General features: G+C 42.3%; 21 protein-coding genes. 12 read left to right on the forward strand and 9 right to left on the reverse strand.

What is annotated here, in order from left to right; genetic code table 11:
* Positions 1-181: 181 nt before the first annotated feature.
* Positions 182-1084, forward strand: coding sequence for a class I SAM-dependent methyltransferase (locus V7L01_RS18635; protein WP_335037193.1), 903 nt, complete (start codon positions 182-184; stop codon positions 1082-1084).
* 257 nt (positions 1085-1341) lie between these two features.
* Here the strand turns inward: V7L01_RS18635 and V7L01_RS18640 are convergent, their stop codons facing one another.
* A complete protein-coding gene (locus tag V7L01_RS18640) occupies positions 1342-2442 on the reverse strand; it encodes a calcium-binding protein (RefSeq protein ID WP_335037195.1) in 1101 nt (366 codons plus the stop codon).
* A 279-nt stretch (positions 2443-2721) separates the two neighbouring features.
* On the opposite strand from V7L01_RS18640, the gene modB reads away from it, so the two are divergent.
* Positions 2722-4521, forward strand: a complete 1800-nt coding sequence (gene modB / locus V7L01_RS18645) for a molybdate ABC transporter permease subunit (RefSeq protein WP_335037197.1) — start codon at positions 2722-2724, stop codon at positions 4519-4521.
* A 121-nt stretch (positions 4522-4642) separates the two neighbouring features.
* On the opposite strand, the gene V7L01_RS18650 is transcribed toward modB, so the two are convergent.
* Together V7L01_RS18650 and V7L01_RS18655 are read right to left on the reverse strand one after the other, a co-directional pair.
* Positions 4643-5014 carry a four-helix bundle copper-binding protein gene (locus V7L01_RS18650; RefSeq protein ID WP_335037199.1) on the reverse strand — a complete coding sequence of 124 codons (372 nt, stop codon included), beginning with the start codon at positions 5012-5014 and terminating at the stop codon, positions 4643-4645.
* Positions 5015-5811: 797 nt separating this feature from the next.
* On the reverse strand, positions 5812-7002 hold the full coding sequence (locus tag V7L01_RS18655; RefSeq protein WP_335037201.1) for a pyridoxal phosphate-dependent aminotransferase: 1191 nt from the start codon (positions 7000-7002) through the stop codon (positions 5812-5814).
* Between the two features lie 187 nt (positions 7003-7189).
* Here V7L01_RS18655 and V7L01_RS18660 point away from each other — a divergent pair, with 187 nt between their 5' ends.
* The 4 genes from V7L01_RS18660 (at position 7190) to ribD (ending at position 11542) form a co-directional block, all read left to right on the forward strand.
* Positions 7190-7789 (forward strand): MBL fold metallo-hydrolase, encoded by a 600-nt coding sequence (locus tag V7L01_RS18660; RefSeq protein ID WP_335037203.1) that lies wholly within the window; start codon positions 7190-7192, stop codon positions 7787-7789.
* A gap of 218 nt (positions 7790-8007) precedes the next feature.
* Positions 8008-9270: an NAD(P)/FAD-dependent oxidoreductase gene (locus tag V7L01_RS18665; protein WP_335037204.1), complete on the forward strand. Its 1263-nt coding sequence runs from the start codon at positions 8008-8010 to the stop codon at positions 9268-9270.
* An 80-nt stretch (positions 9271-9350) separates the two neighbouring features.
* On the forward strand, positions 9351-9887 hold the full coding sequence (locus V7L01_RS18670) for a DoxX family protein (RefSeq protein ID WP_335037206.1): 537 nt from the start codon (positions 9351-9353) through the stop codon (positions 9885-9887).
* A gap of 440 nt (positions 9888-10327) precedes the next feature.
* Positions 10328-11542 (forward strand): bifunctional diaminohydroxyphosphoribosylaminopyrimidine deaminase/5-amino-6-(5-phosphoribosylamino)uracil reductase RibD, encoded by a 1215-nt coding sequence (ribD, locus tag V7L01_RS18675; protein WP_335037208.1) that lies wholly within the window; start codon positions 10328-10330, stop codon positions 11540-11542.
* A gap of 40 nt (positions 11543-11582) precedes the next feature.
* Here the strand turns inward: ribD and V7L01_RS18680 are convergent, their stop codons facing one another.
* The 3 genes from V7L01_RS18680 to V7L01_RS18690 all read right to left on the reverse strand — a co-directional run bounded on the left by V7L01_RS18680 (position 11583) and on the right by V7L01_RS18690 (position 15253).
* A complete protein-coding gene (locus V7L01_RS18680; RefSeq protein WP_292702546.1) occupies positions 11583-11801 on the reverse strand; it encodes a hypothetical protein in 219 nt (72 codons plus the stop codon).
* Positions 11802-12127: 326 nt separating this feature from the next.
* Positions 12128-13972: a protein kinase domain-containing protein gene (locus V7L01_RS18685; RefSeq protein WP_335037212.1), complete on the reverse strand. Its 1845-nt coding sequence runs from the start codon at positions 13970-13972 to the stop codon at positions 12128-12130.
* Between the two features lie 234 nt (positions 13973-14206).
* The gene (locus tag V7L01_RS18690) at positions 14207-15253 is read right to left on the reverse strand and encodes a hypothetical protein (protein ID WP_335037214.1); all 1047 of its coding nucleotides are present in this window, start codon (positions 15251-15253) and stop codon (positions 14207-14209) included.
* 479 nt (positions 15254-15732) lie between these two features.
* Here V7L01_RS18690 and V7L01_RS18695 point away from each other — a divergent pair, with 479 nt between their 5' ends.
* Both V7L01_RS18695 and V7L01_RS18700 read left to right on the forward strand, forming a co-directional pair.
* Positions 15733-17661 carry an alpha-amylase family glycosyl hydrolase gene (locus V7L01_RS18695; protein WP_335037216.1) on the forward strand — a complete coding sequence of 643 codons (1929 nt, stop codon included), beginning with the start codon at positions 15733-15735 and terminating at the stop codon, positions 17659-17661.
* 337 nt (positions 17662-17998) lie between these two features.
* The gene (locus tag V7L01_RS18700; RefSeq protein ID WP_335037218.1) at positions 17999-18736 is read left to right on the forward strand and encodes a hypothetical protein; all 738 of its coding nucleotides are present in this window, start codon (positions 17999-18001) and stop codon (positions 18734-18736) included.
* A 141-nt stretch (positions 18737-18877) separates the two neighbouring features.
* On the opposite strand, the gene V7L01_RS18705 is transcribed toward V7L01_RS18700, so the two are convergent.
* From V7L01_RS18705 to V7L01_RS18715, 3 genes are all read right to left on the reverse strand, one after another.
* Positions 18878-19150 (reverse strand): hypothetical protein, encoded by a 273-nt coding sequence (locus V7L01_RS18705; protein WP_335037232.1) that lies wholly within the window; start codon positions 19148-19150, stop codon positions 18878-18880.
* Complete coding sequence (locus V7L01_RS18710; RefSeq protein WP_335037220.1) at positions 19151-19372, reverse strand: hypothetical protein; 222 nt, start codon at positions 19370-19372, stop codon at positions 19151-19153.
* Between the two features lie 250 nt (positions 19373-19622).
* Positions 19623-20027 carry a hypothetical protein gene (locus tag V7L01_RS18715; protein WP_335037222.1) on the reverse strand — a complete coding sequence of 135 codons (405 nt, stop codon included), beginning with the start codon at positions 20025-20027 and terminating at the stop codon, positions 19623-19625.
* A 190-nt stretch (positions 20028-20217) separates the two neighbouring features.
* Between V7L01_RS18715 and ppsA the strand changes: the two genes are divergently transcribed.
* From ppsA to V7L01_RS18735, 4 genes are all read left to right on the forward strand, one after another.
* Positions 20218-22677: a phosphoenolpyruvate synthase gene (gene ppsA, locus V7L01_RS18720; protein ID WP_335037224.1), complete on the forward strand. Its 2460-nt coding sequence runs from the start codon at positions 20218-20220 to the stop codon at positions 22675-22677.
* Positions 22678-22689: 12 nt separating this feature from the next.
* Positions 22690-23124 carry an element excision factor XisH family protein gene (locus tag V7L01_RS18725; RefSeq protein ID WP_335037226.1) on the forward strand — a complete coding sequence of 145 codons (435 nt, stop codon included), beginning with the start codon at positions 22690-22692 and terminating at the stop codon, positions 23122-23124.
* Positions 23094-23453: a XisI protein gene (locus V7L01_RS18730; RefSeq protein ID WP_335037228.1), complete on the forward strand. Its 360-nt coding sequence runs from the start codon at positions 23094-23096 to the stop codon at positions 23451-23453. Before V7L01_RS18725 ends, V7L01_RS18730 begins: the two co-directional genes overlap by 31 nt.
* A gap of 147 nt (positions 23454-23600) precedes the next feature.
* Positions 23601-24227 (forward strand): GNAT family N-acetyltransferase, encoded by a 627-nt coding sequence (locus V7L01_RS18735; protein WP_335037230.1) that lies wholly within the window; start codon positions 23601-23603, stop codon positions 24225-24227.
* Positions 24228-24338: the final 111 nt, after the last annotated feature.

Here is a 24338-nt window from a genome sequence, read left to right on the forward strand (position 1 = left end):
CAATAGGCGTTTTGGTAGCACATCTGTGCGTCCCTACAATCTATATTCCATCGAATTGAAAACAGCTATAGACTTTGAAGCAAGGCTAAGGTGAAGCAGCTCAGTAAAAATCGCTTGCGGTTAATGCTGAGTTGAGAGTATAACAGAAAACAGACTTAACTATTCATGAGGAATAATCATAATGACTCAATTAACAAATTCAAAATTCAGTCTAAATGACTTTGAATTACGAGATGGCATTTATTTTCCTAGCGACTACGAACAGTTGAATAATACTCAACATAAAAAAACATGGGATGCAATTGGTAAAACATATTATGGTTCCCAAAAAATCGAAAAAATTGCAGATACATCGCCCATCAAGCAAGATTACACTTTGCTAACTGGTACACCTGGAGGTACTTGGAACAAATTTCCGTTGAATAAATCTGTTGGTTCTATTCTGGAGATTGGTTCTGGTTATGGCCGCGCACCTTTGCATCTTTCTAAAGCGAAAAATCTGAGATGCGAAAAATATTATGGTATAGATATTTCTGAGCCTTTGTTGCGGCGGTTAATCAAGGTTAAACAAGAATACAATTTTTTCCCAGAAGCTGAATTTAACTTGATTTGCACTTCTGCTGAAACATTACCTTTAGAAGATAATTCTATAGATTTGGTAATTTCTAACTGCGTCTTTATGCATATCCCAGATGCCCAATTAAGAAATTTACTGGCTGATATATCTCGTGTGCTAAAACCTGGTGGAATTTTTGTTTTTAATCATTCCTTTCACAACAAGTCTTGTCCTTCTCATATTATCCATAATTTTATCAGAAGGCTGAACCCATTTGTGAGAAATCCAGTTTATCTCAAGCAATATTCATCTGCTGAAATCAATGAAATGTTAGCGGCTTCTGGCATACAAACTAAGTGTCCACAATACGTAGTTGAACCAACAGAAGAATATGCAATTTTGCCGGAAACCATTAAAGGAATCCCGCTACCATTTGCTAAAGCCATCAACAGAAGCCTCAAGCCATCAGGTAGTTTAAAAGAAACTTTGGCTTATGGTTTTAGTGCCTACAGCAGTAAACTGGATTAATTTAGAAACTATTCTATTGGGTGAAAGTTTGTAGTTAGTGGCTCTATTGCAATCCTATCTGATTTGTGAAAATTAGCGATCGCTAATATCCCCGATTTCTGGTAAGAAGCCGGGGATATAACTTTGCACATCATCTAAAAAACCTCTTCTCTTGTAAAGGAGAAGCTTTAAATTTTCTCCCTTCCCTAGTAGGGAAGGAAGCTAAGGGGTTGGGTTTCGCGTTGGTTTTTCCCCATGACGTAAAAAGTCAGATTCAATTAGGCAATAAAGTCTAAAGCGGTAGATACATTTGTAGTATCTTGCACAACAGCAATTAGATCGCCATTTCTGTAGATGAGGGTATCTAAAGCTGCGGTGCCACTGAAATTACTTTTTGTAATATTGTAGCTATTGATACTACCGCCAAACCTAATTTTATCACCTTCCAATCGCTTGAAGTCTGTGATTATGGCATATCCACTGCCTAAATAATCAATGTTGGTGTCGAAAGAACCGTTGTAACCAAGACCGAATGTATCCGCCCCAGTACCGCCAGTGTACCTGTCGATTTCGCCACTACTACCGCCATAGCCATTGAGGAAATCATTGCCTGCGCCACCAATCATTGTGTCATTTCCACGTCCCCCGTAGAGCAGATCGTTACCATCTTCACCACTCAAGTAGTCATTACCTCCGGGAGTACCACTACCATAGGTGATTTCGTCACCGAAGAGGGCGTCATTACCCTTTCCGCCATAGAATGAATCATTACCAGCCCCACCCAATAGGTTGTCATCACCATCACCACCAAAGATATAATCGTTGCCACCCTCGCCCTGAAGGTTATCGTTTCCTGCCAAACCACTCAGAACGTTTGAGTAATCATTTCCTATAATCTTATTGTTGAGGCTATTGCCGGTGCCAGAGGAAGCAGTATTGGCATACAATAATGTCAAATTCTCCAGGTTAGCCCCTAGAGTGTAGCTAGTATAAGATAAAACAGTATCAGTACCCTGGTTACTATATTCAGTAATGGTGTCAGCCGTATCCCCCGTTTGTGCAGAAATCAGGTAAGTATCATTGCCTGTTCCACCAATTAAAATATCAGTGCCTGCTCCACCCCATATAAAGTCATCGCCTGCTTCACCATAAATAACATCATTGCCATCGTCTCCGTAGAGAATATCCTTGCCTGCGCGACCCAGGATAGTGTCCTTACCGTTGCCGCCGGAAACCAAATCATCTCCCTCTCCAGCATCGATTATGTCGTCTCCGCCTTTGCCATTAATATTATCGTTGCCTGCATAACCAAAAATGGAGATATCAGCGAATTCAGTACCGTTTAGATTGTCATTGCCAGAAGTGCCGTAGATAGCCATAAATAATCTCTTCTTGCTATTTTTCTTAGGACTTCGCAAGTGTCATACTTTTTTCGTAGAGGTTCTCCAGAGCGGAGTCTTTGTTTTTGCTCTAGATTCCATAACAGAAAATATATCTGCTAGCTGCGCGAGTCATTACATATTGTTTCTCCAATATGAATATTCTGTTTTTCGGATTTTCTTTATTGTTCGCAATCTAATTGACCAATTTTTACCAACTTTTCGAGATTAAAGTTGGTAGATTAGGGATTAGTTGAGCTAATTCTTCCCTCCGCAACTATGCCATTGGATTTATCGCCTCTTTGGATATCACTCAAAACTTCATTACTTGCTACATTTATCACCTTCTTCTTGGGGATCGCTGCTGCCTACTGGATGCTGGGATATCGTGGCAAAGGGAAATCGTTGATTGAGAGTATCTTTATTGCGCCACTGATTTTGCCCCCCACCGTTGTCGGCTTCTTGTTGCTGCTATTTTTTGGGAAAAATGGCCCTGTAGGGAAACTCATGGAGGCTTTTGACTTCAGCATCGTCTTTACTTGGTATGGTGCAGCGATCGCAGCCACAGTAGTCTCTTTCCCATTAATGTATAAAACTGCACTGGGAGCTTTTGAACAAATAGATGGTAATCTGCTGCGAGTAGCTAGAACCCTTGGTGCAACCGAAGCCACAATCTTTTGGCGCATCAGTTTACCTCTAGCACTACCTGGCATTGTCGCTGCCACAATGCTAGCTTTTGCGCGTGCTTTGGGAGAATTTGGGGCGACGTTGATGCTAGCTGGTAACATTCCCGGACAAACGCAGACAATCCCAATGGCGATTTATTTTGCGGTGGAAGCCGGAGCAATGAACGAAGCTTGGTTTTGGGCGATCGCTATTATGGTGATTTCTCTCTCTGGAATTATTGCAGTCAACTTCTGGGAAGAATTGAGAGAAAAGAGGAGGGGAGCGGGGAGAGCAGGGGAGGCAGGGGGAGAAAATTTTTATACTCCGCAATCTCGCTTTGAATCTGGTGGATTGTTAGTCAACATTGAAAAAATCCTTCCTAGCTTTGATTTAAAAGTTGCTTTCACTGCTGATGAGCAACCCTTGGGATTGTTAGGGGGTTCTGGAGCAGGTAAGAGCATGATTTTGCGCTGCCTTGCGGGGATAGAAACGCCCACAACCGGACGCATAGTTTTAAATGGCAGAGTTCTGTTTGACTCGGAACAAGGAATTAATTTACCCAGCCGCGATCGCCGTATCGGTTTTTTGGTGCAGAATTACGCCCTATTTCCACACATGAGTGTGGCGCAAAACATCGCTTTCGGCTTGCCCAAAAAACTATCGGCCGGGAGTATTAGGGTGCAGGTAGAGGAGCAACTAATAGCGATGCAGTTGCAAGGATTAGGCGATCGCTATCCACACCAACTTTCTGGGGGACAACAACAACGGGTAGCTTTGGCAAGAGCATTGGCAAGTCAACCGGAAGCATTGCTTTTAGATGAGCCGTTTTCCGCACTTGACACCCATTTACGTAGTCAATTAGAGCAGCAAATGACAGAAACTCTTGCTGGCTATCAAGGCGTGACTCTATTTGTCACTCATAATATGGAAGAAGCTTATCGAATTTGCCCAAATCTGCTGGTATTGGAGCATGGTAGAGCCGTTCATTATGGCAGCAAATATGATATTTTCCAGCATCCTGCTACTGTGAGTGTCGCCCAACTTACCGGATGCAAAAACTTCTCCCGCATTGTTCTCCAGTCATCACAACAGGTAGAAGCGACTGATTGGGGTTGTACTCTTCAAGTAATTGAGCCAGTCAAGAGCGAATTATCCCACATCGGCATTCGTGCCCATCAGTTCATTTTTACCAATGACTCATCACAGGAAAATACCTTTCCTTGTTGGGTAGTACGAACAAGTGAAACGCCCCATCGAATGACGTTGTTTCTCAAATTACATTCGGCTGGCAAGAATTCTCAAGATTACCATCTGCAAGCTGAAGTCTTCAAAGAAAAATGGGCGATGATGAAAGACCAACCTTTCCCTTGGTATGTGCGTTTAGATCCTCTGCGCTTGATTTTAATGGAATGAACGCAGAGATATACGGGATGCGGGAAATTCTTCAAAATAATATTACTTCAAGCGCCCAGACCCCAAAGAGTCTGAGCGCTTGAATATTAGGTTGCAGAGAAACTTCTGCTAGATTGTGAAATTATGCGGGCATCATGTGCATACTTCTGCAAGACTCTGCACACTTACGGCAAGCGGCAGCACATTCCATCATTTTCGCGTCATCGCTCATCATCTCACACGCCATTGCAGTGCGATCGCACATTTCCGCGCACAGCATACAAGTGCGTTCCATGAACTCAGAACCGCTCATCATCATATTCATGCACATCATGCACATTTCAGAGCAATCGCGCATCATACTCATCATGCTCATCATGCTCTTGTCCATGTCCTTACCACCTTTGCTCATGCAGTAAGTCATAGTTTCCATGCACATTTTATGACAGTCCATACAAACATCCATGCAAGTTTGCATTTCGGGAGTCATGGTTTCAGTCATCATCATCATCATCGGAAATACCTCCTGATTTGTTGATGTATAAATACTGTCCTTGGAAGGACTACTCATAACATTAGTCTTATCCTTTTAAAGAGTCAATGGGGTTTTTAATTCGGAATTTCTAAGCCTACTATCCCGATATAATTACCGGAAAATTTAACAAATTCTACACTAGTTTAGTGTTGTTTTTCTGGAGATTACTACGCACTAAGGCTTAGAAACACCCGTTTTGAAGTGGGGTTTTCTTAACTAAGTTAACTTCTCGTCGGAGATCAAAAGTTAGAGCTAAATTTAGAGCAAAAATAATGTCATTTTTTTTAACAAACATCTAAATAAAGCATTTATGAACTTATATAAACCCAGAATTTATTAAGTTCTATTAATTTGAAGATAGACACGTTTAAAAATTCGTAATTCATAATGGGATTTAGACTTTACCTAAGCTTAAGCAAACTGCTGTATCACTGTGTCCACCTAGATATTTAGTAGGTTGTGAACCACAATATCATCAGATAAGATTGCTATAGTCGTTCCTCACCAGTAGCAATACGGTTCGGTTAACGCAAGAGACCCGATAAATCACCGTCTTTACAATAATCAGTCCTTTGTAGAGACGGCGATTTATCGCGTCTTTGCGATCGTGGGGCGCGTCATCAAAAAACCTTATCCGAACCGTATTGTCACTAGTAGTAAAAAAAATATTTTATGAGGCTTTCATGTTGGATCGATTTGGGATGTTAAAACGAACCGCATAAGCAAGCTACGCGTAGCGCCTCGAAGACAAGAGAGGAGAAGAGAAGAAATGAATGTTAGGATGTTGCTTGTAAAGTTGATTGTAGTTTGAGTAAGCGATCGCTCGCTGTTTGTAATGTCTCAGGTCTTTTGCTGAAGCAAAATCTGATTAACGAATGTCCTTTTTCCGGCTGGCTGAAAAAGCTGGAACCGGGAACTACGGCAACACCAATATCTTTAATTAGATGGTAAGTGAATTCAACATCAGTTTTGTAGCCGAATTTGGAAATATCTGCAAGAACGTAATAGGCTCCTTTGGGAACGAAATGGGGAATCCCGACTTGATTTAGAATCTGTAAAATCCTGTCTCGCTTCTGGTGATAAAGTTTGCCTAGTTCTTCATAATAGGATGGTGGTAGTTGCATAGCGGCAACTCCGGCTCGTTGCAATGGTGCAGGAGCGCCAACGGTGAGGAAATCATGGACTTTGCGAATCGCCCCTGTCAATTCCGGGTTTGCCAAAATGTAGCCGACTCGCCATCCAGTGACGCTGTAAGTTTTGGATAAACCGTTAATAGTAACGGTGCGTTCTTCCATACCGGGAAGGGTTGCTAGGGCAATATGTTGAGTACCGTCATAGAGAATATGTTCATAGATTTCGTCTGTGAACGCTAACACATCCCACTTTTGACAAAGTTCAGCAATTAGGGTGAGTTCTTCACGGCTGAAGACTTTACCTGTGGGGTTGTGGGGTGTGTTGATAATAATAGCTTTGGTATTGGCATTGAAAGCTTGACGCAACTGTGATTCATCAAATGTCCAATCGGGGGGATGCAGTGTCACGTACCGGGGTGTGGCACCAGCTAAAATCGCATCGGGGCCGTAGTTTTCGTAATACGGCTCAAATACAATTACTTCGTCACCGGGATTGACTGTCGCTAGCATCACAGCTGCCATTGCTTCTGTAGAACCGCAGGTGACGGTGATTTGGGTTTCGGGATCGATATCTAAGCCGAGATACCAACGGACTTTGTTAGCGATCGCATGACGAAATGGGCGATCGCCCCAAGTAATGGCATACTGATTAACATCTGCCTCTATTGCCTGATATGCTGCCTGTTTCAACTCCAAGGGACAAGGAAAATCAGGGAACCCCTGCGCCAGATTCACCGCATCGTATTGCAGTGCTACCCTTGTCATTTCCCGAATCACCGACTCTGTAAACTGTTCTGCCTTCGCTGATATTTTTTGGCGCTTAATCTCACTCACCCCTATACCTCCGTTGATCTTTATTGCCGTTATCAAGGAATTTCTGTAAACCAGATTTAATTCATAATATCGATAGACTTATCGTAGTATAGTTAAATTCCAGATTCAGAGGGAATACAAGCTTATAATCTATATACTTATTATTGATATTAATAGTCAATTACTGAAGTACCAATCCAGAATCATCATGAAATCTTTGCACCGTCCCGATCTCTATAGCTGGTCTAATTTCAATCCGGCAAGAAATATTGATTTCAATGGGATTGCCTGGATTCGCCCAGATGGCAACATCTTGATTGACCCAGTAGCCCTATCAAACCATGATTGGAATCATCTAAGATCCCTCGGTGGTGTGGTTTGGATTGTGCTGACGAATTCCGAGCATGTCAGGGCAAGTAAAGAAATTGCCGATCAAACATATGCTAAGATTGCTGGCCCCATAGCAGAAAAAGATACTTTCCCTATACCTTGCGATCGCTGGTTATCTGATGGTGAAGAATTTGTGCCAGGACTGGAGGTGATTGAACTCCAAGGCTCGAAAACTCCGGGTGAATTGGCTCTGTTACTGGAGGAGACGACTTTGATTACAGGGGATTTAGTCAGGGCACGCAAAGCAGGTAGCTTAACAATTTTACCAGATGACAAGCTGCTGAATCGAGAGGAGGCTGTTGCTTCTGTGCAGAGGTTGGCTCAACTAAGTCGCGTAGAAGCAGTGCTGGTGGGGGATGGTTGGCCCGTCTTCCGCGATGGACGCGATCGCTTAAAGGATCTTGTAGCGACGCTGTAAATGGGTGGGGGCGATTGGTCATATAAAAGACCTCTCCCTGGTTTTACTACGCAAAACCTGTCCCTCTCCGAGCCGGAGAGGGACAGACTTGAACTTTAGTTCAAGGCAGGGAGAGGTCTGGCAAAATAACGTTGCTCTAAGTGCTGATGGCACTATCTATAATTTGTTATCAATATATTGACAGTTAATAACTGGCTAGCTCAATCAAGAGGGGAAGGATGAACAGTCGCCGCGTTGTCATTGTTGGCGCTGGATTCGGTGGGTTGCAAGCTGCCCAATCTTTAGCTAATTCTGGTGCAGATGTATTGTTAATCGATCGCAACAACTATCACACCTTTGTACCGTTGTTGTATCAGGTTGCGACAGGTCAATTAGAACCTGAGTACATTGCTTACCCTATCCGCACGATTTTACGGCGATTCTCTTTCCTACGAAATAAGTCTAAGGTTCAGTTTTTGATGGCTGAGGTTGAGCAAATTGATTTTTCGGGGCAAACTGTTGAAACAGATAGTTGTGCGATCGCCTATGACTTTCTTGTGCTGGCAACTGGAAGCCAAACCCAGTTTTTGGGAGTTCCTGGAGCTTTAGAATATGCTTTCTCGATGAGAACATTAGAAGAAGCAATAGCAATCCGAAATCACATTTTCTCTTGTTTTGAAAGAGCTATCCAGGAATCTGATTCATCACGACGCCAACAACTGCTGACATTTACGATCGTCGGTGGCGGGCCAACCGGTGTTGAGGTTGCAGGTGCTTTCGTTGAAATGCTTCGAGGCCACTTGCGTCGAGATTATCCGACAATTTTAAAGGAAGTGAGGTTGATTCTGGTGCAATCTGGCGATCGCTTATTGGCCGATTTGCCAAAGAAGTTGGGAGCTTACACCTACAAACGATTACATCAGCTAGGGGTGGAGGTTTATCTGCAAACAAAAGTGACTAGAGTGACTTTTGAATCTTTACATCTGCAAAACGATGAGGTAATTCCAACTGCAACCGTCATTTGGACTGCGGGGTTAGAGGCGAATTATCCCACAACATCAGAGGAGGTATCTTCCGCAAACAAGGGAAAGTTACTTGTTCATCCCACCCTACAATTGCTAGAGCAATCCAATATTTATGCCATTGGGGATCTAGCATATATCGAACAGAACGGTAAACCATTAACTGGGGTTGCACCAGAGGCACTTCAGCAGGGTGTTGCTGTAGCCCGAAATATTCAGCGGCAATTTCGAGGGAAATCACCAAAGCATTTTAGCTATTTCAACAAGGGAAGATTAGCAATTATTGGCTGTTATTCAGGTGTGGGAAAAATTGGTGTTTTTGCCTTTACAGGATGCTTGGCTTGGCTGATGTGGCTAGGAGTTCATTTAGTATATCTTCCTGGCTATCGCAGTCGTTTCCTAGTATTACTTACTTGGCTTCACACTTACTTATTTGGCGATCGCTCAGTTCGCTTAATTATGTCTATGAAAAAACCTTAGCTCTCAAAACCGCTAAATGCTTCCCAATTTCTGCAATTTAAATCAATTACAGTCGGCTTACCATAGTTGGAGTTCAGGCAATGAATGAAAATAGAAACTATATTAGTCTCAAATCAAAGGATGTTGCGATCGCCTATTTGTTGTTGCGAATTCTCATCGGTGTGAATTACTTTAATCACGGATTTACTCGTATTTTTAACATCCCTGGATTCGCTGAAGATACTGTCAAACAACTAGCAAATTCTTATTTCCCAGAATTTCTGGTGAGAATCAATTCTTACCTAGTGCCTCCTATAGAGTTAATTGTGGGCATATTAATCACACTTGGGTTAGCAACCAGAAGCGCTTTAATTGTCACCTTTGCCCTGATGATCGTTCTGAAGTTAGGGGTGACATCGGTACAAAACTGGGGTGCAGCTACTTCTATGCTTTCTTACGGGATTGTGCTGTTTATTTTGCTTGCAGGTAGCAGCTTTAATATTTACTCCCTCGATCGCTGGAGAAAAAACAAACAAAACCTTGCAGACTCAGGAGCGAATCGCGAACAAGGTAGAGTCAACTTCTTTAGGAATAACTTTTGGATAAAACGTCGGCTACAGCATCGTTTTCTTAAGTAAAAGTTGCTACTCAGGAGATGGTTAGCCCCTCTTTTGCGATGGAAGCGATCGCTTACAGGAAGTCAATACGGTTCGGATAAGGTTTTTGGATGACACGCCGCTAATCGCAAAGACGCGATAAATCGCCGTCTTTACAATAATCAGTCCTTTGTCTTGACGGCGATTTATCGCGTCTCTTGCCTTAACCGAACCGTATTGTACAGGAACAACGCAGTAAATGGGTGGGTAGTGCAGCGAACGCCACAAGCAGGATATTTTGATATCTCCTGGCTAAAAGTGGGATAGTTAACGCTACAGTTGAGTGAAATATCACATCAGCTGAAATAGCCAATAATAGCGCCTGGATTCAACTCTGTTTAATTATGTAAGAGCAAAGCGCGATTCTCCTGTGAAAAGGCTGCGCGATCGCGTGCAGAATATTTACAGTGTTGCCTAAAATTATGGATAATTCCCCAGTGGTCGCTCAAGCAGATGCATCCTTAGCAAATTACACTCAGGAAAGTATACATCTAGTGGAGTCAGCAGTTGGATTGAATTCACCACCAAAGGAAAAGATCGGAAGTGACTTTGACTCTCGTATGATGCTGCGGTGTTTGGAACTGGCTCGCCGCGCTTTAGGACGGACTTCGCCAAATCCGCTAGTGGGAGCGGTGATTGTCAAGGATGGCGAGATTGTCGGCGAAGGGTTTCATCCTCGTGCAGGTGAGCCTCATGCAGAAGTGTTTGCCTTGAGGGCAGCAGGGGATCGCGCTCGTGGTGCAACAATCTACGTCAGCCTAGAACCTTGCAATCACTACGGACGTACTCCCCCGTGTTCAGAAGGCTTGATCCAAGCTGGAGTCGCAAAAGTAGTAGTGGGTATGGTCGATCCCAATCCCCTGGTAGCCGGGGGCGGTATTGCCCGTTTACGTGCGGCGGGGATCGAGGTGTTGGTAGGGGTAGAAGAGTCAGCTTGTCATCAGCTAAATGAAGCTTTTGTGCATCGCATTCTCTACAAACGACCTTTGGGAATTTTAAAATATGCCATGACTTTAGATGGAAAAATTGCTACTACCTCTGGTCACAGCGCCTGGGTGACAAGCCAAGAAGCCCGCAGTGAAGTACATCAGTTGCGGGCGGCTTGCGATGCAATAATTGTCGGCGGTAATACAGTCCGAAAAGATAATCCTTATTTAACCACCCGTCAGGTGGAAGCACATAATCCCCTGCGGGTGGTGATGAGTCGCCATCTCAACTTACCGGAAAGTGCCCATCTGTGGCAAACTGCGGATGCTCCAACTTTGGTGTTGACAGAGAAGGGTGCTAATCCCGACTTCCAAGAACTGTTGCTCAAGCAGGGAGTGGAGGTGGTGGAATTAACATCACTTACACCAGATAAGGCTATGGCGTACTTATATGAGCGGGGTTTTTGTAGCGTCTTGTGGGAATGTGGTGGAACCTTAGCTGCTAGTGCGATCGCTCAAGGAGCTGTACAAAAAGTTTTGGCATTTATTGCCCCAAAAATTATTGGTGGTAGCATTGCTCCCACACCTGTGGGCGATTTAGGTTTTACTACCATGACTGAGGCGTTGTCTTTAGAACGCGTTCGTTGGCGTGTAGTAGGCTCTGACTGCTTAGTGGAAGGTTATTTTCCCAAAAAGCTAAATAGTCAATAGTAATAAGACGTGACTATCAATCAATTTATCGCGATCTTGCTTATGAACACTGACGTTCATGAGCAAGATCGCGTATAAGGGCTAGCCGAGATTGAATGTAGTGACACAGAAAATCAGTTTCGTTAGAATCTAACAACACTTGCGTTTCGGTTTGTTTCACTAACCACTGCACCAAGCTAGCATCATCCAGTTGCAAGAGGAGCTTGGCTTGGGCGGTTTCAACTACTGACCAAAGCTGACGCATAATCGTAGGAGTCATCAGACCTCAATTGAATAATTTGCTTAGTTGTCTTCAGATTACACAATCTCGATCGCACTTTACGACATGAATGTAGAAGCTGAGACAAGTATTATTAAAAACTTAATAATGGTATTTATAACTTTATGAAGATTAAGAATTTGAAACTCAGTTTTGAAAATGGGGATTGGGCATGGGGTATGGGGCATTAGGAGTTGGCGATTAGTTAGGACTCATCATTTAACAAATGACTAATGACTAATGACTAATGACTAACTATATTGAATCCTAAATCTGTCTTTTAGGATACAAAAATCTAAATTTTGAGAACAATGTTTACCAGGAAATTAACACCTTTTGGCTGTAGATGGACTCACAAAATCATGTAAATTTTCATCCCAAATGCTGATGTAAATAAAATCACATTCTTGGCGGATAATCTGGCCCTTGACTGAGCCGTTCTTAAAACTAAAATTATCAGACTGGCGCTGTTGTACCTGTTTGAGTCCCTGCTTAATATCTTCAGTGGCTTGCCCATCTAACATTCCATTCAAGGTAGTCTCCATCACCTGTGGGTCTACCGATTCAGCAAAAGATACCTCAGTTTGACGCAGCACTTTAGAATTACGATCGAATAAGTAGCCAAGGTCAATTTTGTCTGGCACTAGTTTGTAAACGACAGCACGAGTATTGCCCCATGCACCTCTTAAATCTCTTTGTTTGCCAAGGGTAGCTTCTACGATGTTTCTTGATGTACCTGTAGGGAATGCGGGAACGCTTTCCCTGCTGCTAGTGGCGGCTAAGTTACTGCGCGGCTTCTTCTGTGGTTTGGAACGCACTTCTGGTGTGGGAACTGGGTTGGCATTGCCCGCCTTTGGTATCGCTTCATTCTCTGGTTCTGGCTGTGGTGTAGATACTGCCACTGGTGCTGGAGTATCTGAAGTTACAGGCTCCTTCTCTGGCTGTGGTATGGATACAACTGGGGGATCGGAGGTTGGCAAAGGATCGGGAATTACTGCCTGTTTTGGTCGTGAGGTCGGTACAGATGGGACTGGAGAAGTTTGGGAAGAAACAGGCGGTTCGGTAGATGCAGGAGTGGGCAAAGATTCTGGCGATGGGGTGGGACTTGTGGCAATGGTTGTTTCTGGTTGTTGCTGACGAGCGATGTTAGAAATTGCGACTGCACCAAGCAAGCCGCCGATCAGCAAACTACCAACGATCGCAGCAGGTTTTTGCCAGTTTCCACCAGAGGAAGAGGGAGGGATCGCAGAATTTTTTTGTGGTGGATATAATGCCTGGGTTTGTCGAGTCGATGTAGAAAAATTGACTGTGGGAGTATTTGCAACTATCTCAGGAGGTATATTACTAGCAGATTGCAAGGCATGTAGCATTTTACTGGCAGTGCTGTAGCGATCGCCAGCATGAGGTTTAATTGCTTGATTGAGTACCGCCGCAAATTGCGAAGAGACGTTAGGGGCGTGCTGCTGCCAAAGTATTTCCCCAGTTTTCAGATCCGTTGGTAGTTCTTGCGGGTGTTTACCAGTTAGCAGATAAATTGCCGTTAAGCCTAAGCTGTAGATATCAGTGCCGTAAACTGGGCGGCCAACGGCTTGTTCGCTAGGCATATACCCAGGCGTACCAATGACGAGCGATCGCGTGGGGTATCCTGAAGAATTCACCACTGAACGGATTGTTTCTTTGACTGCACCAAAATCAATCAAAACTGGTTTGCCATCAACAGAACGGAGAATAATGTTCTCAGGCTTGATATCTCGGTGAATAATGCCTTTGCTGTGGACATAATCTAAGACTGAAAGCAGACTCAAGAGAATTTGCCGAACAGCAGTTTCACTCTCAAATCCCTTGGCTTCGACAATTTTTGTTAAGGTTTGACCGTGAATCCATTCTTGGACGAGGTAAAATTGCCCGTTCTCAGAAAAGTAGGCGTAGAGTTTAGGAATTTGCTGACTACTTTCACCCAAAAACTCCAAGGTTGCTGCTTCCCGTTCAAACCGTTGTTGAATAAGCTGGTAGGCTTGCGGGTCATTATTGGTTATCGGCTTTAGTTGCTTGATTACACAGCGACGGCGAGAAGGCATGTGGACATCTTCTGCCAGAAAGGTTTCGCCAAACCCACCAGCGCCGATTACCTCGATAACTTGATAGCGATTGTTTAGTAGGGTTGTTGTCATGAAAAATCACAAGCGTAGACACCGGAGACATTCTGCCTCTGGGCTTGTCGTCAGACATCGCCCTTTCCAAATGTACATCAGATGAGTTGATCGGTTGTGGATATTGAATGGAGAACGCCATCCGTTCCCAATAGTTTTTTGGTAGAATGATGGCGTGAATTCCTTTAGCGTAGGCGTAGCCCGTCGTAGATATCGCCTTTTTGGATGGAGAAATTACTTAATACCGGATCTGTACTAAGTAAACTCTATAGTCTCAACAAACTCTAAAATACTCTCCTTGATATCTTCAGCTTCTTCTTCAAGGGAATCGGGAGTTTCGCCGTTAATAAAGCTGTGCTGACTACTAACTATATACAAAAATTCACCACTGATAAAGGCGAGCAACCCCCGGTAAGCGTCTAATCTGATCGCAGTTCCATTATTTTCTTGCTTAGAAATCGTCGAACCTTTGGGCATATCGATTAATACGTAGTAAGCACCCCGCAAAGTGTCTGCCAGATATTCGGTATACTCCACAGAAGCATCTGGTACATTGGCAAAAATCGCCTGGGGTATATACTTGTCTACTAAGATTGTTTGTAAATATTGTTCTTGTCCAACAGACTCCAGTTCCTCTAACTGTTCCAAGGGGAAAGGATAATAATCGATTCTCAGGAGAGTACCGATGTCATCAGAAAAGCCAACTACTCCTTCCTGACTTTGAATTCTACCGCCCTGCTGCGGTTCAACCGGAATCGGCACGGTAAAATTACCTAAAGGGGATTGATATGTCTGTTCGCTAAAATCTTCTATGACTACTGTCTCGTCTTCGTCGTCTGAATATTCTTCTTCTGCTTCCTTAAAGGCTGCAATTACTTCCTTAATGATTTCCTCTGCTTCTTCATCCTCCAGTTCTAAGGCTGCTTGTAGCTTTTTGAGGTAGGCTTGTTTAGATTTGGGGATGGCGAGTTCTTCGTCTAAAAGCACTATCACCCCAGCAGCAAAGCCATCCAGCACTAATTCATCAGAGAGAGATACCTTAGCGACATTAAACAAAGGGCCAATTCCCTCTTCTTCTGCAATGCTTATGAGTCTATCAACTATTTCCGCAATGTCATCTTCTGAGTATTCCTCAAAAACCTCGAATTCCCAGAGGATACCCGCTAAACTTTCTGCATCTACATCTTCAATAGATGAATCAGCGATTGCAGTCACAGTTGCGATCGCTGCCACCGCTTCCTCTGGACTTAGTGATTCCTCTGATGTCTTTGGTGAGTTAAAAACCTTGTCATATTTGGTCATAATTGCTACCTAAATTAATTCCTTGATAGTAATAACAGATTGAAAGTGACAATGGTCAGTTTACCAATGGAGCGAATCTTCTAGAGAAAAAGTTGGCTAATACGTGGTTTACTCAGTATTGCTCAGGTGTAACAAAACCTTATTTTCAAATGATTATCCCGGAGTTGAGGTGTTTTAAAATTTGTTCTTAAATATACATTTCACCACGAGCTAGGCTCAATATTTACCGCAAGTCAACTGAATTAAATATTGTAAATTTTTGTGGCCGAGCAAATTATAGTAAATAACTGCTATAACTTTCTATATTTATCCTCTAGCAGATGAATTATATCTACCGATAAAATTATAAACTAGCCAGCGATAGATACCTATACCGTGGGCAGGATGTCACAATACCAAAGTTTGTAGTGACACACAATACCCGAAACGTTGTACTGTTGGTTCTGCAAGTGTGAATTAGATGAAATTTTGAGTTTTTTATGGTACAAACCCCACCATCCCAGTTTTCACCAGATCAATATAAAGTAGATCCTGCAAAGGAAAATGTAGAAGCTCTTATACAAGAACCGCAGTTAGATATTGAGATTGCTCTAGAGTTTCTTTACACCAGAGATATTGAATTTCGTCAGGAAACAATTTATTTTCTCGTAGTCGATCGCTTTTATGATGGCGATCCAGATAACAGCGAAGGTGCAAACTCAGAACTGTACGATCCAACTAGACAGGATTGGGGTAAGTACTGGGGTGGCGACTTGCAAGGTGTCATCGATAAATTAGATTATCTCAAAAATATGGGAGTGACTGCCATTTGGTTAACTCCACTGTTCGAGCAGGTTGAAGAGTTATTTGTGGGCAATGCAGCAATACATGGCTATTGGACAAAAGACTTTAAACGGCTTAATCCTCGATACATTGCTGACGGAGACAACCCTTCTTTAAACGCCACTCAAGAAGAAAAAAATACAACCTTCGATCGGTTAATTACAGAAATGCACAAGCGCAATATGAAGCTAGTGCTGGATATTGTCTGCAACCATAGCACACCTGATACTAGCGGTAGTAAAGGTGAATTGTATGATGATGGTGTCAAAATTGCTGATTTCAATGATGATGTCAATAATTGGTATCACCACTATGGCGAAGTGCAAAACTGGGAAGACGATTGGCAAGTACAAAACTGTGAACTATCTGGTCTAGCAACCTTTAATGAAAATAATACTGAATATCGGGAGTATATCAAGTCAGCAATTAAACAATGGCTAGACCGGGGTGTAGATGCACTGCGGGTGGATACTGTCAAGCACATGCCGATCTGGTTTTGGCAAGAATTCACTGGCGAGATGACCAATCACAAACCAGATGTATTCATTTTTGGGGAATGGATTTATAGTAATCCAACTGACGATCGCTCAGTGGAATTTGTAAACCACTCAGGCATGACACTTCTAGACTTTGGGTTGTGCGTGGCAATTCGAGCCGCACTAGGGCAAGGTTCAGAAATGGGATTCCAAACAATTCAATACATTTTTGACCAAGATCATCGCTACAACGGGGCAACAGAGTTAGTTACATTCATCGATAACCATGATATGTGCCGTTTCCAATCGCTGAACCCCGATCCAGCGATGCTGAAGGTTGCGATCGCCTTAATTATGACCTGTCGCGGTATTCCCTGCATATATTACGGTACAGAACAGTATCTGCATAACGACACTGATGGCGGCAATGACCCATATAACCGCCCAATGATGGAAAATTGGGATACTGAGAGTGAGATTTATCGTTGCATCAGGCTGCTGTCTGGGTTACGACGACTGAATCCATCTGTGTCAATGGGTAGCCACTGGCAAAAATACTTAACACCAGATGTTTACTGCTATGTACGCCGCTATCGCGACTCTGCGTGTTTTGTCGCTTTAAACCGGGGAGGAGAAGTTACTCTCCCAGAAGTAGAAACAGAATTACCCGATGGCGAACATACCTGCGTGGTAACTCGCAACAAGTATGAAGTAAAAGATGGCAAGATTTATGACCTAGTACTAGAAGAACGGGGAGTGATTGTTTTCAGCCACGTTGGCGAACGGATAAAAGCACAAACAATTGTCCGCGTCCAACTCAATGGCGTAGAGACTAAACCTGGTGAAATCATTGTGGTGACAGGAGATTGCCCAGAGTTAGGCAACTGGGATATTGGCAAAGCCTATCCCCTAGAGTACATCAACACCAATACTTGGTTTGCTGAGATTCCCTTTGATGAAAGTGCTGGTAAGCTAATTGCTTATAAATATGCCATGTGGCGGGAAGGGCGATCGCCTTTGCGCGAAAATCTCGTAAATCGCCGCTGGGTGATTGCCAAAGAAGGTACGGTAAAATGGCGTGATACCTGGGCATCGGGAAGAGAATCTTAGAAATTTCAGATAAAAAATGAAGTGTGAAGGAGCAAAATTTTCATCCTTCGCACTTCATTGTATGTAAATTGATAATGCTACACGTCTCTGTACGCAATACTTTAATTTTTAAATACTTCTTCAATATAATTTAGTTTCCAGTGATCTGGATCACACCGTTTTGTAAGTAAAAATAGATAGTATCAAGCACATAAACACCTAAAAACTGTCAAAAATAAAGCCTTTTAGCTCTATATTTTGCAGTATAAAAACATACATAGTAACTTTATGAGCAAGAAACTCACCAGTTTTTAATTCTTACCAAGTCATCTAAAAAATTAGAAAAAGGTAAATGGTAATGCTCGACCTCTTAGTAGAAAATCAATTAAGTGCTAGAAAAACACTAAAAGTTAAAAATAAAATTTTGGCACGAGTTCAAGGTCGAAAGCCAGAAACTTTAAATGCCGAAATAAATTTTTACAAAACTGAATTACTTCCCTATTTTATAAAGTTAAGCCAATATAATCCTGCTTTGAGTGTTACAGAGCAATTACGGCTTTTAGTGGGTGTTTGGACACCAATCTGGTCTACCATATCGTTTCATGAAAGTTTACCGCAAAGAATCCAAGAACAGTCCTTCCAAATTTTCCAGCATGATGGTTACTGTGCAAGTATAGCTCGCTATATTTTGGGAAAAGAGTCGTCTTTTTCCGAGAATATTCAATCAAAATTACCAGCTTATGATTTCATGATGCTCCAAAAATATGGAGTTAAAAATGGTAAATGGGATCTTCAAAATATTGATAGATTTCAGGCATTTAAAAATAGAGAAATTCCTCTAACTTTAGAATCAGCCTACAGCTGGTTTACTAATATAGTTAACACTAAAGTTAAACTGAATCCGGCAGAAGAGACTTTACCCAAAGCTCCCGAATTAGAAAATCTAGAGATAAATCATGCTAATGAATTAAAAAAAACATACTTAGCAACTTCTCAAGTGTTTGAGCATTTATATATAGATAATGACTTGCGGCTTGTAAAAACTCAAACAGATGCCTCACATCTACCTAGTTACACAATTGCCGTGAAGAGGTAATAAAATAAATATTTTTTGTAAGTCGAAAAGTTTTTGTCAGATACTAATATGCAGATTGATATAGTTGATTTGGAGCAATCACCTTTTTGATTCACAAATGCAATTACTGTCATACTGCATTACTGCATGAATAAAAAAATATCATAATTCTGTAAGTTCAACTTTACGATCGTCGGGGTCTGTTAACACTATCCGACGACCCCACGGGGTTGACTTGATAGTAGGTAATACGGTATCTGCAATTTCTTGAAGTTTAATAAGTACAGCATCGATGTTGGCGACTCTAAACCCCAGCATCGTTGTATCATTTTGTACGGCACTGGGCGCAGACCTATCATTTCTTGGATAAATTTCGATTGTAAATAGGTAGACATAATTAAATATAAAATAAATTCCTAGTTTGTAGTGAGCGATTTATCGCTCAGAGCAAGGATTATCAGGACTAAAGTCCTTACTACAAACTTTAAATTTATTTATGCTTAGATACTTACTTGTACCTAACGTACAAGCATAATGAATCACCCCTTGAGCATGACATTCTTGGTCGAACTCCAGCCCAAAAGCTCTATAGAATGACAGAGTTTTTTGGACATCAGCAGTTCTTAAAACCAGCAAACTTAACTCAATCTGAGACATTACTTCTACTAAATTGCACTTAATGTGAATTAGGAAACAGGCGGTAAAAGCAATTTGAGATTATTATTTTATATGAGGATTTTAATTTGATAAATTAAAATGCTCGCTTGACTTGAGTCTTTAAAATGCTTATTGCAACATCATTTAGAAATTCTAGAAAGATGAATAGTCGTATCGGCTTAAATAAGTAGTAGTAGAGCAAGGCTATAAGTATATACAGATAATTTATTTATAAAGTGCATCTGTTTTGTTACTTAGTTGGTTGGGCAACACGCATTTCTATATCTTGCAACGTTTGTAACAATAAACGAGTTGCCTGCAATTTCCAACCCCATTTCTGAATTCTGTAAGCTAATACAGTCCCAATTACAGATGCTAACAAGCCTATGGGTTGATTTAAAGAAATTCCCAATAACAAACCCAATCCAGCAATTCCCCAAAATGGTAAGGCTACTGCTTGTCTTTGTTCTTCCACAACTTGGGTAATTATATTAGATTTCATAGTAGCAAGTAATGCCTCTTTAACTTGCTGCTGTTCTGTTGCCGACACTGTTAAACCTATTTTACGGCGTAGTTTTTCTATTTTCCGGGCATCAGTGCTGTATTCTGTTAGCTCATCTTCTGCCATTTTCAGCAGTCGTTCTAGTTGCGCCATAGTGTATTACATCCGGTATTTTGATAAAGTCACTAAACCGAATAATTGTTAATTTTTATTGCCTATATCCTTGGATTTCATCGCTAAATCTCAAACCACGCGACAGAATCAAAAATCTAAAATTGAAATATGGGAAAAATATATTAGCAGTTATGCACTTACAAATTCAGTATAAAATTAAAAGGTAATTATGGCTACAGTATCTAAAAGCACTTTATCTCTATCTGCCCAAGAACGATCGCTCATCTTGTGGTTTGATGAAGTTGGTATTGCTGATATCCCCGTAGTTGGCGGGAAGAATGCCTCACTGGGCGAAATGATTCAGCAGCTAACGCCCAAAGGCATTAACGTTCCCACTGGATTCGCCACCACTGCTTATGCTTATCGTTATTTCATTCAATCAGCAGGGTTAGAACCAAAGCTACGCAAACTCTTTGCTGACTTGGATGTTGAGGATGTCAAAAATTTACGAGAACGGGGGAAAAAAGCGCGATCGCTATTAATCCATACCCCATTTCCTATAGAATTGCGGGAGGCGATCGCTACAGCCTACCATAGTCTCTGCGAACGATACAACGCAGAGACAGATGTTGCAGTCCGTTCCAGCGCCACTGCCGAAGACCTTCCAGATGCTAGTTTTGCCGGACAGCAAGAAACTTACCTCAACGTTGTCGGCGCTGAAGGAGTTTTAGCAGCTTGTCACAAGTGCTTTGCTTCCATATTTACCGATCGCGCTATTTCTTATCGTCACACCAAGGGATTCGATCACTTTAGCATTGCTCTGGCTGTTGGCGTGCAAAAAATGGTGCGCTCTGACTTAGCAACCTCTGGAGTAATGTTCTCCATTGATACAGAAACCGGTTTTAAGGATGCGGCACTAATTACAGCCGCCTACGGTTTAGGTGAAAACGTTGTCCAAGGGTCTGTAAATCCCGATGAATACTATGTTTTTAAACCAACTTTAAAAGCTGGTTTTCGCCCAATTATCAATAAAAAATTGGGCAGTAAAGAACTGAAGATGATTTATGATGACGGCTCCAAATTTACGAAAAATGTCTCTGTTCCGCCCAGAGAAAGAGGTAAATTTGCCCTGAATGATGAAGAGATTTTACAACTAGCAAATTGGGCATGTTTAATCGAAGACCATTATTCCCAAGTCCACGGCATTTCCACTCCAATGGATATCGAGTGGGCAAAAGATGGGATTACTAACGAACTTTTTATTGTGCAAGCGCGTCCCGAAACCGTCCAGTCGCAGAAGACGGGAAATGTGTTGCGGAGTTATCGGTTGATATCGGGGACTGGAGAAAAATCTTCCCAATCCCTAATCCCTCTTGTTACCGGACAGGCGATTGGAGAAGCTATTAGTCAAGGGAAAGCACGGCTAATTTTAGATGTTCAAAAACTCGAACAGTTCCAAGTTGGGGAAGTTTTGGTAACAGAGAGAACTGACCCTGATTGGGAACCAATTATGAAACGCGCCAGTGCAATTGTTACTAATTCTGGTGGTAGGACGTGTCATGCAGCAATTATTGCGCGAGAATTGGGTGTACCTGCGATCGTGGGCTGCGGCAATGCTACAGAAACTTTGAAACCTGGTCAAGAGGTAACAATTTCTTGCGCTGAAGGGGAAGAGGGAAAAGTTTATGCAGGCTTATTACCTTTTGAAGTGGAAGAAGTTCCTTTAGAAAACTTACCTCGCACCCGCACTCAAATTTTAATGAATGTGGGTAATCCCCAAGAAGCATTGAGTTTATCGGCAATTCCCAACGATGGCGTAGGTTTAGCGCGAACAGAATTTATCATCGCTAACCAAATTCAAATTCATCCAATGGCATTGATTCACTATGACTTGTTAAAAGATGAATTTGTCAAAGCTAAAATTGCTGAAATTACCGCACTTTACGAGGATAAACCCCAATATTTTGTAGATAAATTAGCCCAAGGCATAGGCAGAATTGCGGCGGCATTTTATCCTAAACCAGTGATTGTGCGAACCTCAGATTTCAAAAGTAATGAATATGCCAATTTGTTAGGTGGGCGACAGTTTGAACCCCATGAAGAAAACCCAATGCTGGGTTGGCGAGGAGCGGCGCGTTACTATGATGAAGGCTACAGAGAAGCTTTTGCCCTAGAATGTGATGCTATTAAACGGGTACGGGAAGAAATGGGTTTGACAAATGTTATCCCGATGATTCCGTTTTGTCGTACTCCCGATGAAGGGCGGTTGGTTTTAGCAGAGATGGCAAAAAATGGTTTAAAGCAGGGTGTTAACGGCTTGCAGGTTTATGTGATGTGCGAGTTGCCCAGTAACGTTATTCTGGCTGAGGAATTTGCTGAGGTATTTGATGGCTTCTCGATTGGTTCTAACGATCTAACTCAGCTGACATTGGGTATAGACAGGGATTCGGCGTTGGTAGCCAGATTGTTTGATGAACGCAGTCCAGCTGTGAAACGAATGGTAAAAATGGCCATAGAAGCGGCGAAAAAATGCGATCGCAAAATTGGCATTTGTGGACAAGCACCCAGCGACTATCCAGAATTTGCCCAGTTTTTGGTTGAACAAGGAATTGACTCGATTAGTCTAAATCCAGATTCGGTTTTAAAAACAATGCTGGAAGTTGCAAAAGTCGAAGGTACTAATTCGTAATTCGAGTAATTTATGCCAGCTAAAGACCGCTACCATCAGAACGTCAAAAAAGCCCTAATCAAAGATGGCTGGACGATTACCGACGATCCATTTCATTTGAAGTGGGGAAAAAGGGATATGTATGTTGACCTGGGTGCAGAGAAATTGATTGCTGCTGAAAAGGAAGGACAGCAGATAGCCGTTGAGATTAAAACGTTTCGCAGCGTATCGGACATGACCGATCTCGAACACGCGCTGGGACAGTATCTTGCATACCGTTCTGTGATGAGTAGAACCAATCCCGATCGCATCCTCTATCTCGCCGTTCGTGACGAAGTATATGCCGATATCTTTGATGAACCAATTGCTAAACTTTTGGTAGAAGATTACAAAGTTCATATTGTTCTATTTCAGTTAGAGCAAGAGGTTATTTTTAAATGGATACCTTGGAGCAATACAGGCAGTTGATTCGGAATATTCTGATTGAACATACAAAAATCCCTTTCAGCACTGGCAACATTCAATTTGAAACAGTTTTCGACGGCGAACAAGACCGCTACCTCTTGATGATTTTGGGAAGAGAGCCAGCCTATGACTTGTCTCCTACTGTGACTCGTCGCGTTCACGGCTGTCTGATTCACATTGATATTATTGATGGCAAAATTTGGATTCAACGTGATGGCACTGAAGAGGGGGTAGCAACGGAACTGGTTAGGGCTGGTGTGGCGAAGGATCGGATTGTATTGGGATTTCGATCTGAAGAACTGCGGAAAGATTCAGAATTTGCGATCGCATAACCAACGGTAGTTGAACTTCTGGATAACTACCCATAGGATAGCGATCGCCATATTTGGTTTTTGTAATTGTCTACAAAACTTTTGACTGCTCAACCATAAGTATCTTAGTATTTTGCAGAATGGCGATTTAGTTTAGCCAAAAGCAAGATGACAATCCTGTTGGAAACCGAACGCTTGATTATTCGCAGTTGGATACCCGAACGCGATGCCGAACAAGCGTTTGTAATTTATAATGACCCCGAAGTTACGCACTTTCTTGGTAAAGCTTCTCTCGTCACAAGTGTTGAGTTACAGCGTCAGCGTTTGATTCAAGGTATCGAGCGGTCGCACCAACGCAATAATGGTACTGGATCTTGGGCAATTGTCGAAAAGGAAACTACAACAATTGTAGGAACTATCCTTCTGTTACAATTGCCCGACAAAGATGGTTTACCCACTCAAGATTATGAGATAGGCTGGCACTTGCGGCGAACTTCTTGGGGTAAAGGGTATGCAACGGAAGCAGGACGAGTTATGCTCAACTACGGATTTAGTGTTTTGAACTTGCCAGTGATTTATGCCGTAGTGAAGCCAGAAAATCATGCTTCAATCCGTGTAACAGAACGATTGGGTATGAAACCACTGGGGCAGACAAACAAGTATTACGGTATTAAACTATTCCTGTTCCAATTAGATGCACCTGAAGAAGGGAGCAGGGAGCAGGGGGCAGGGAGCAGGGAGCAGGGGAGGCAGGGGAAGCAGGGGAAGCAGGGGAAGCAGGGGGAGAACGAATAACAAATGACAAATGACAAATGACTAATGACTAATGACTAATGACTAATGACTAATGACTAATGACTAATGACTAATGACTAATGACTAATGACTAATGACTAATGACTAATG

Source organism: Nostoc sp. (assembly GCF_036917095.1).
Classification (GTDB): Bacteria; Cyanobacteriota; Cyanobacteriia; order Cyanobacteriales; family Nostocaceae; genus Nostoc.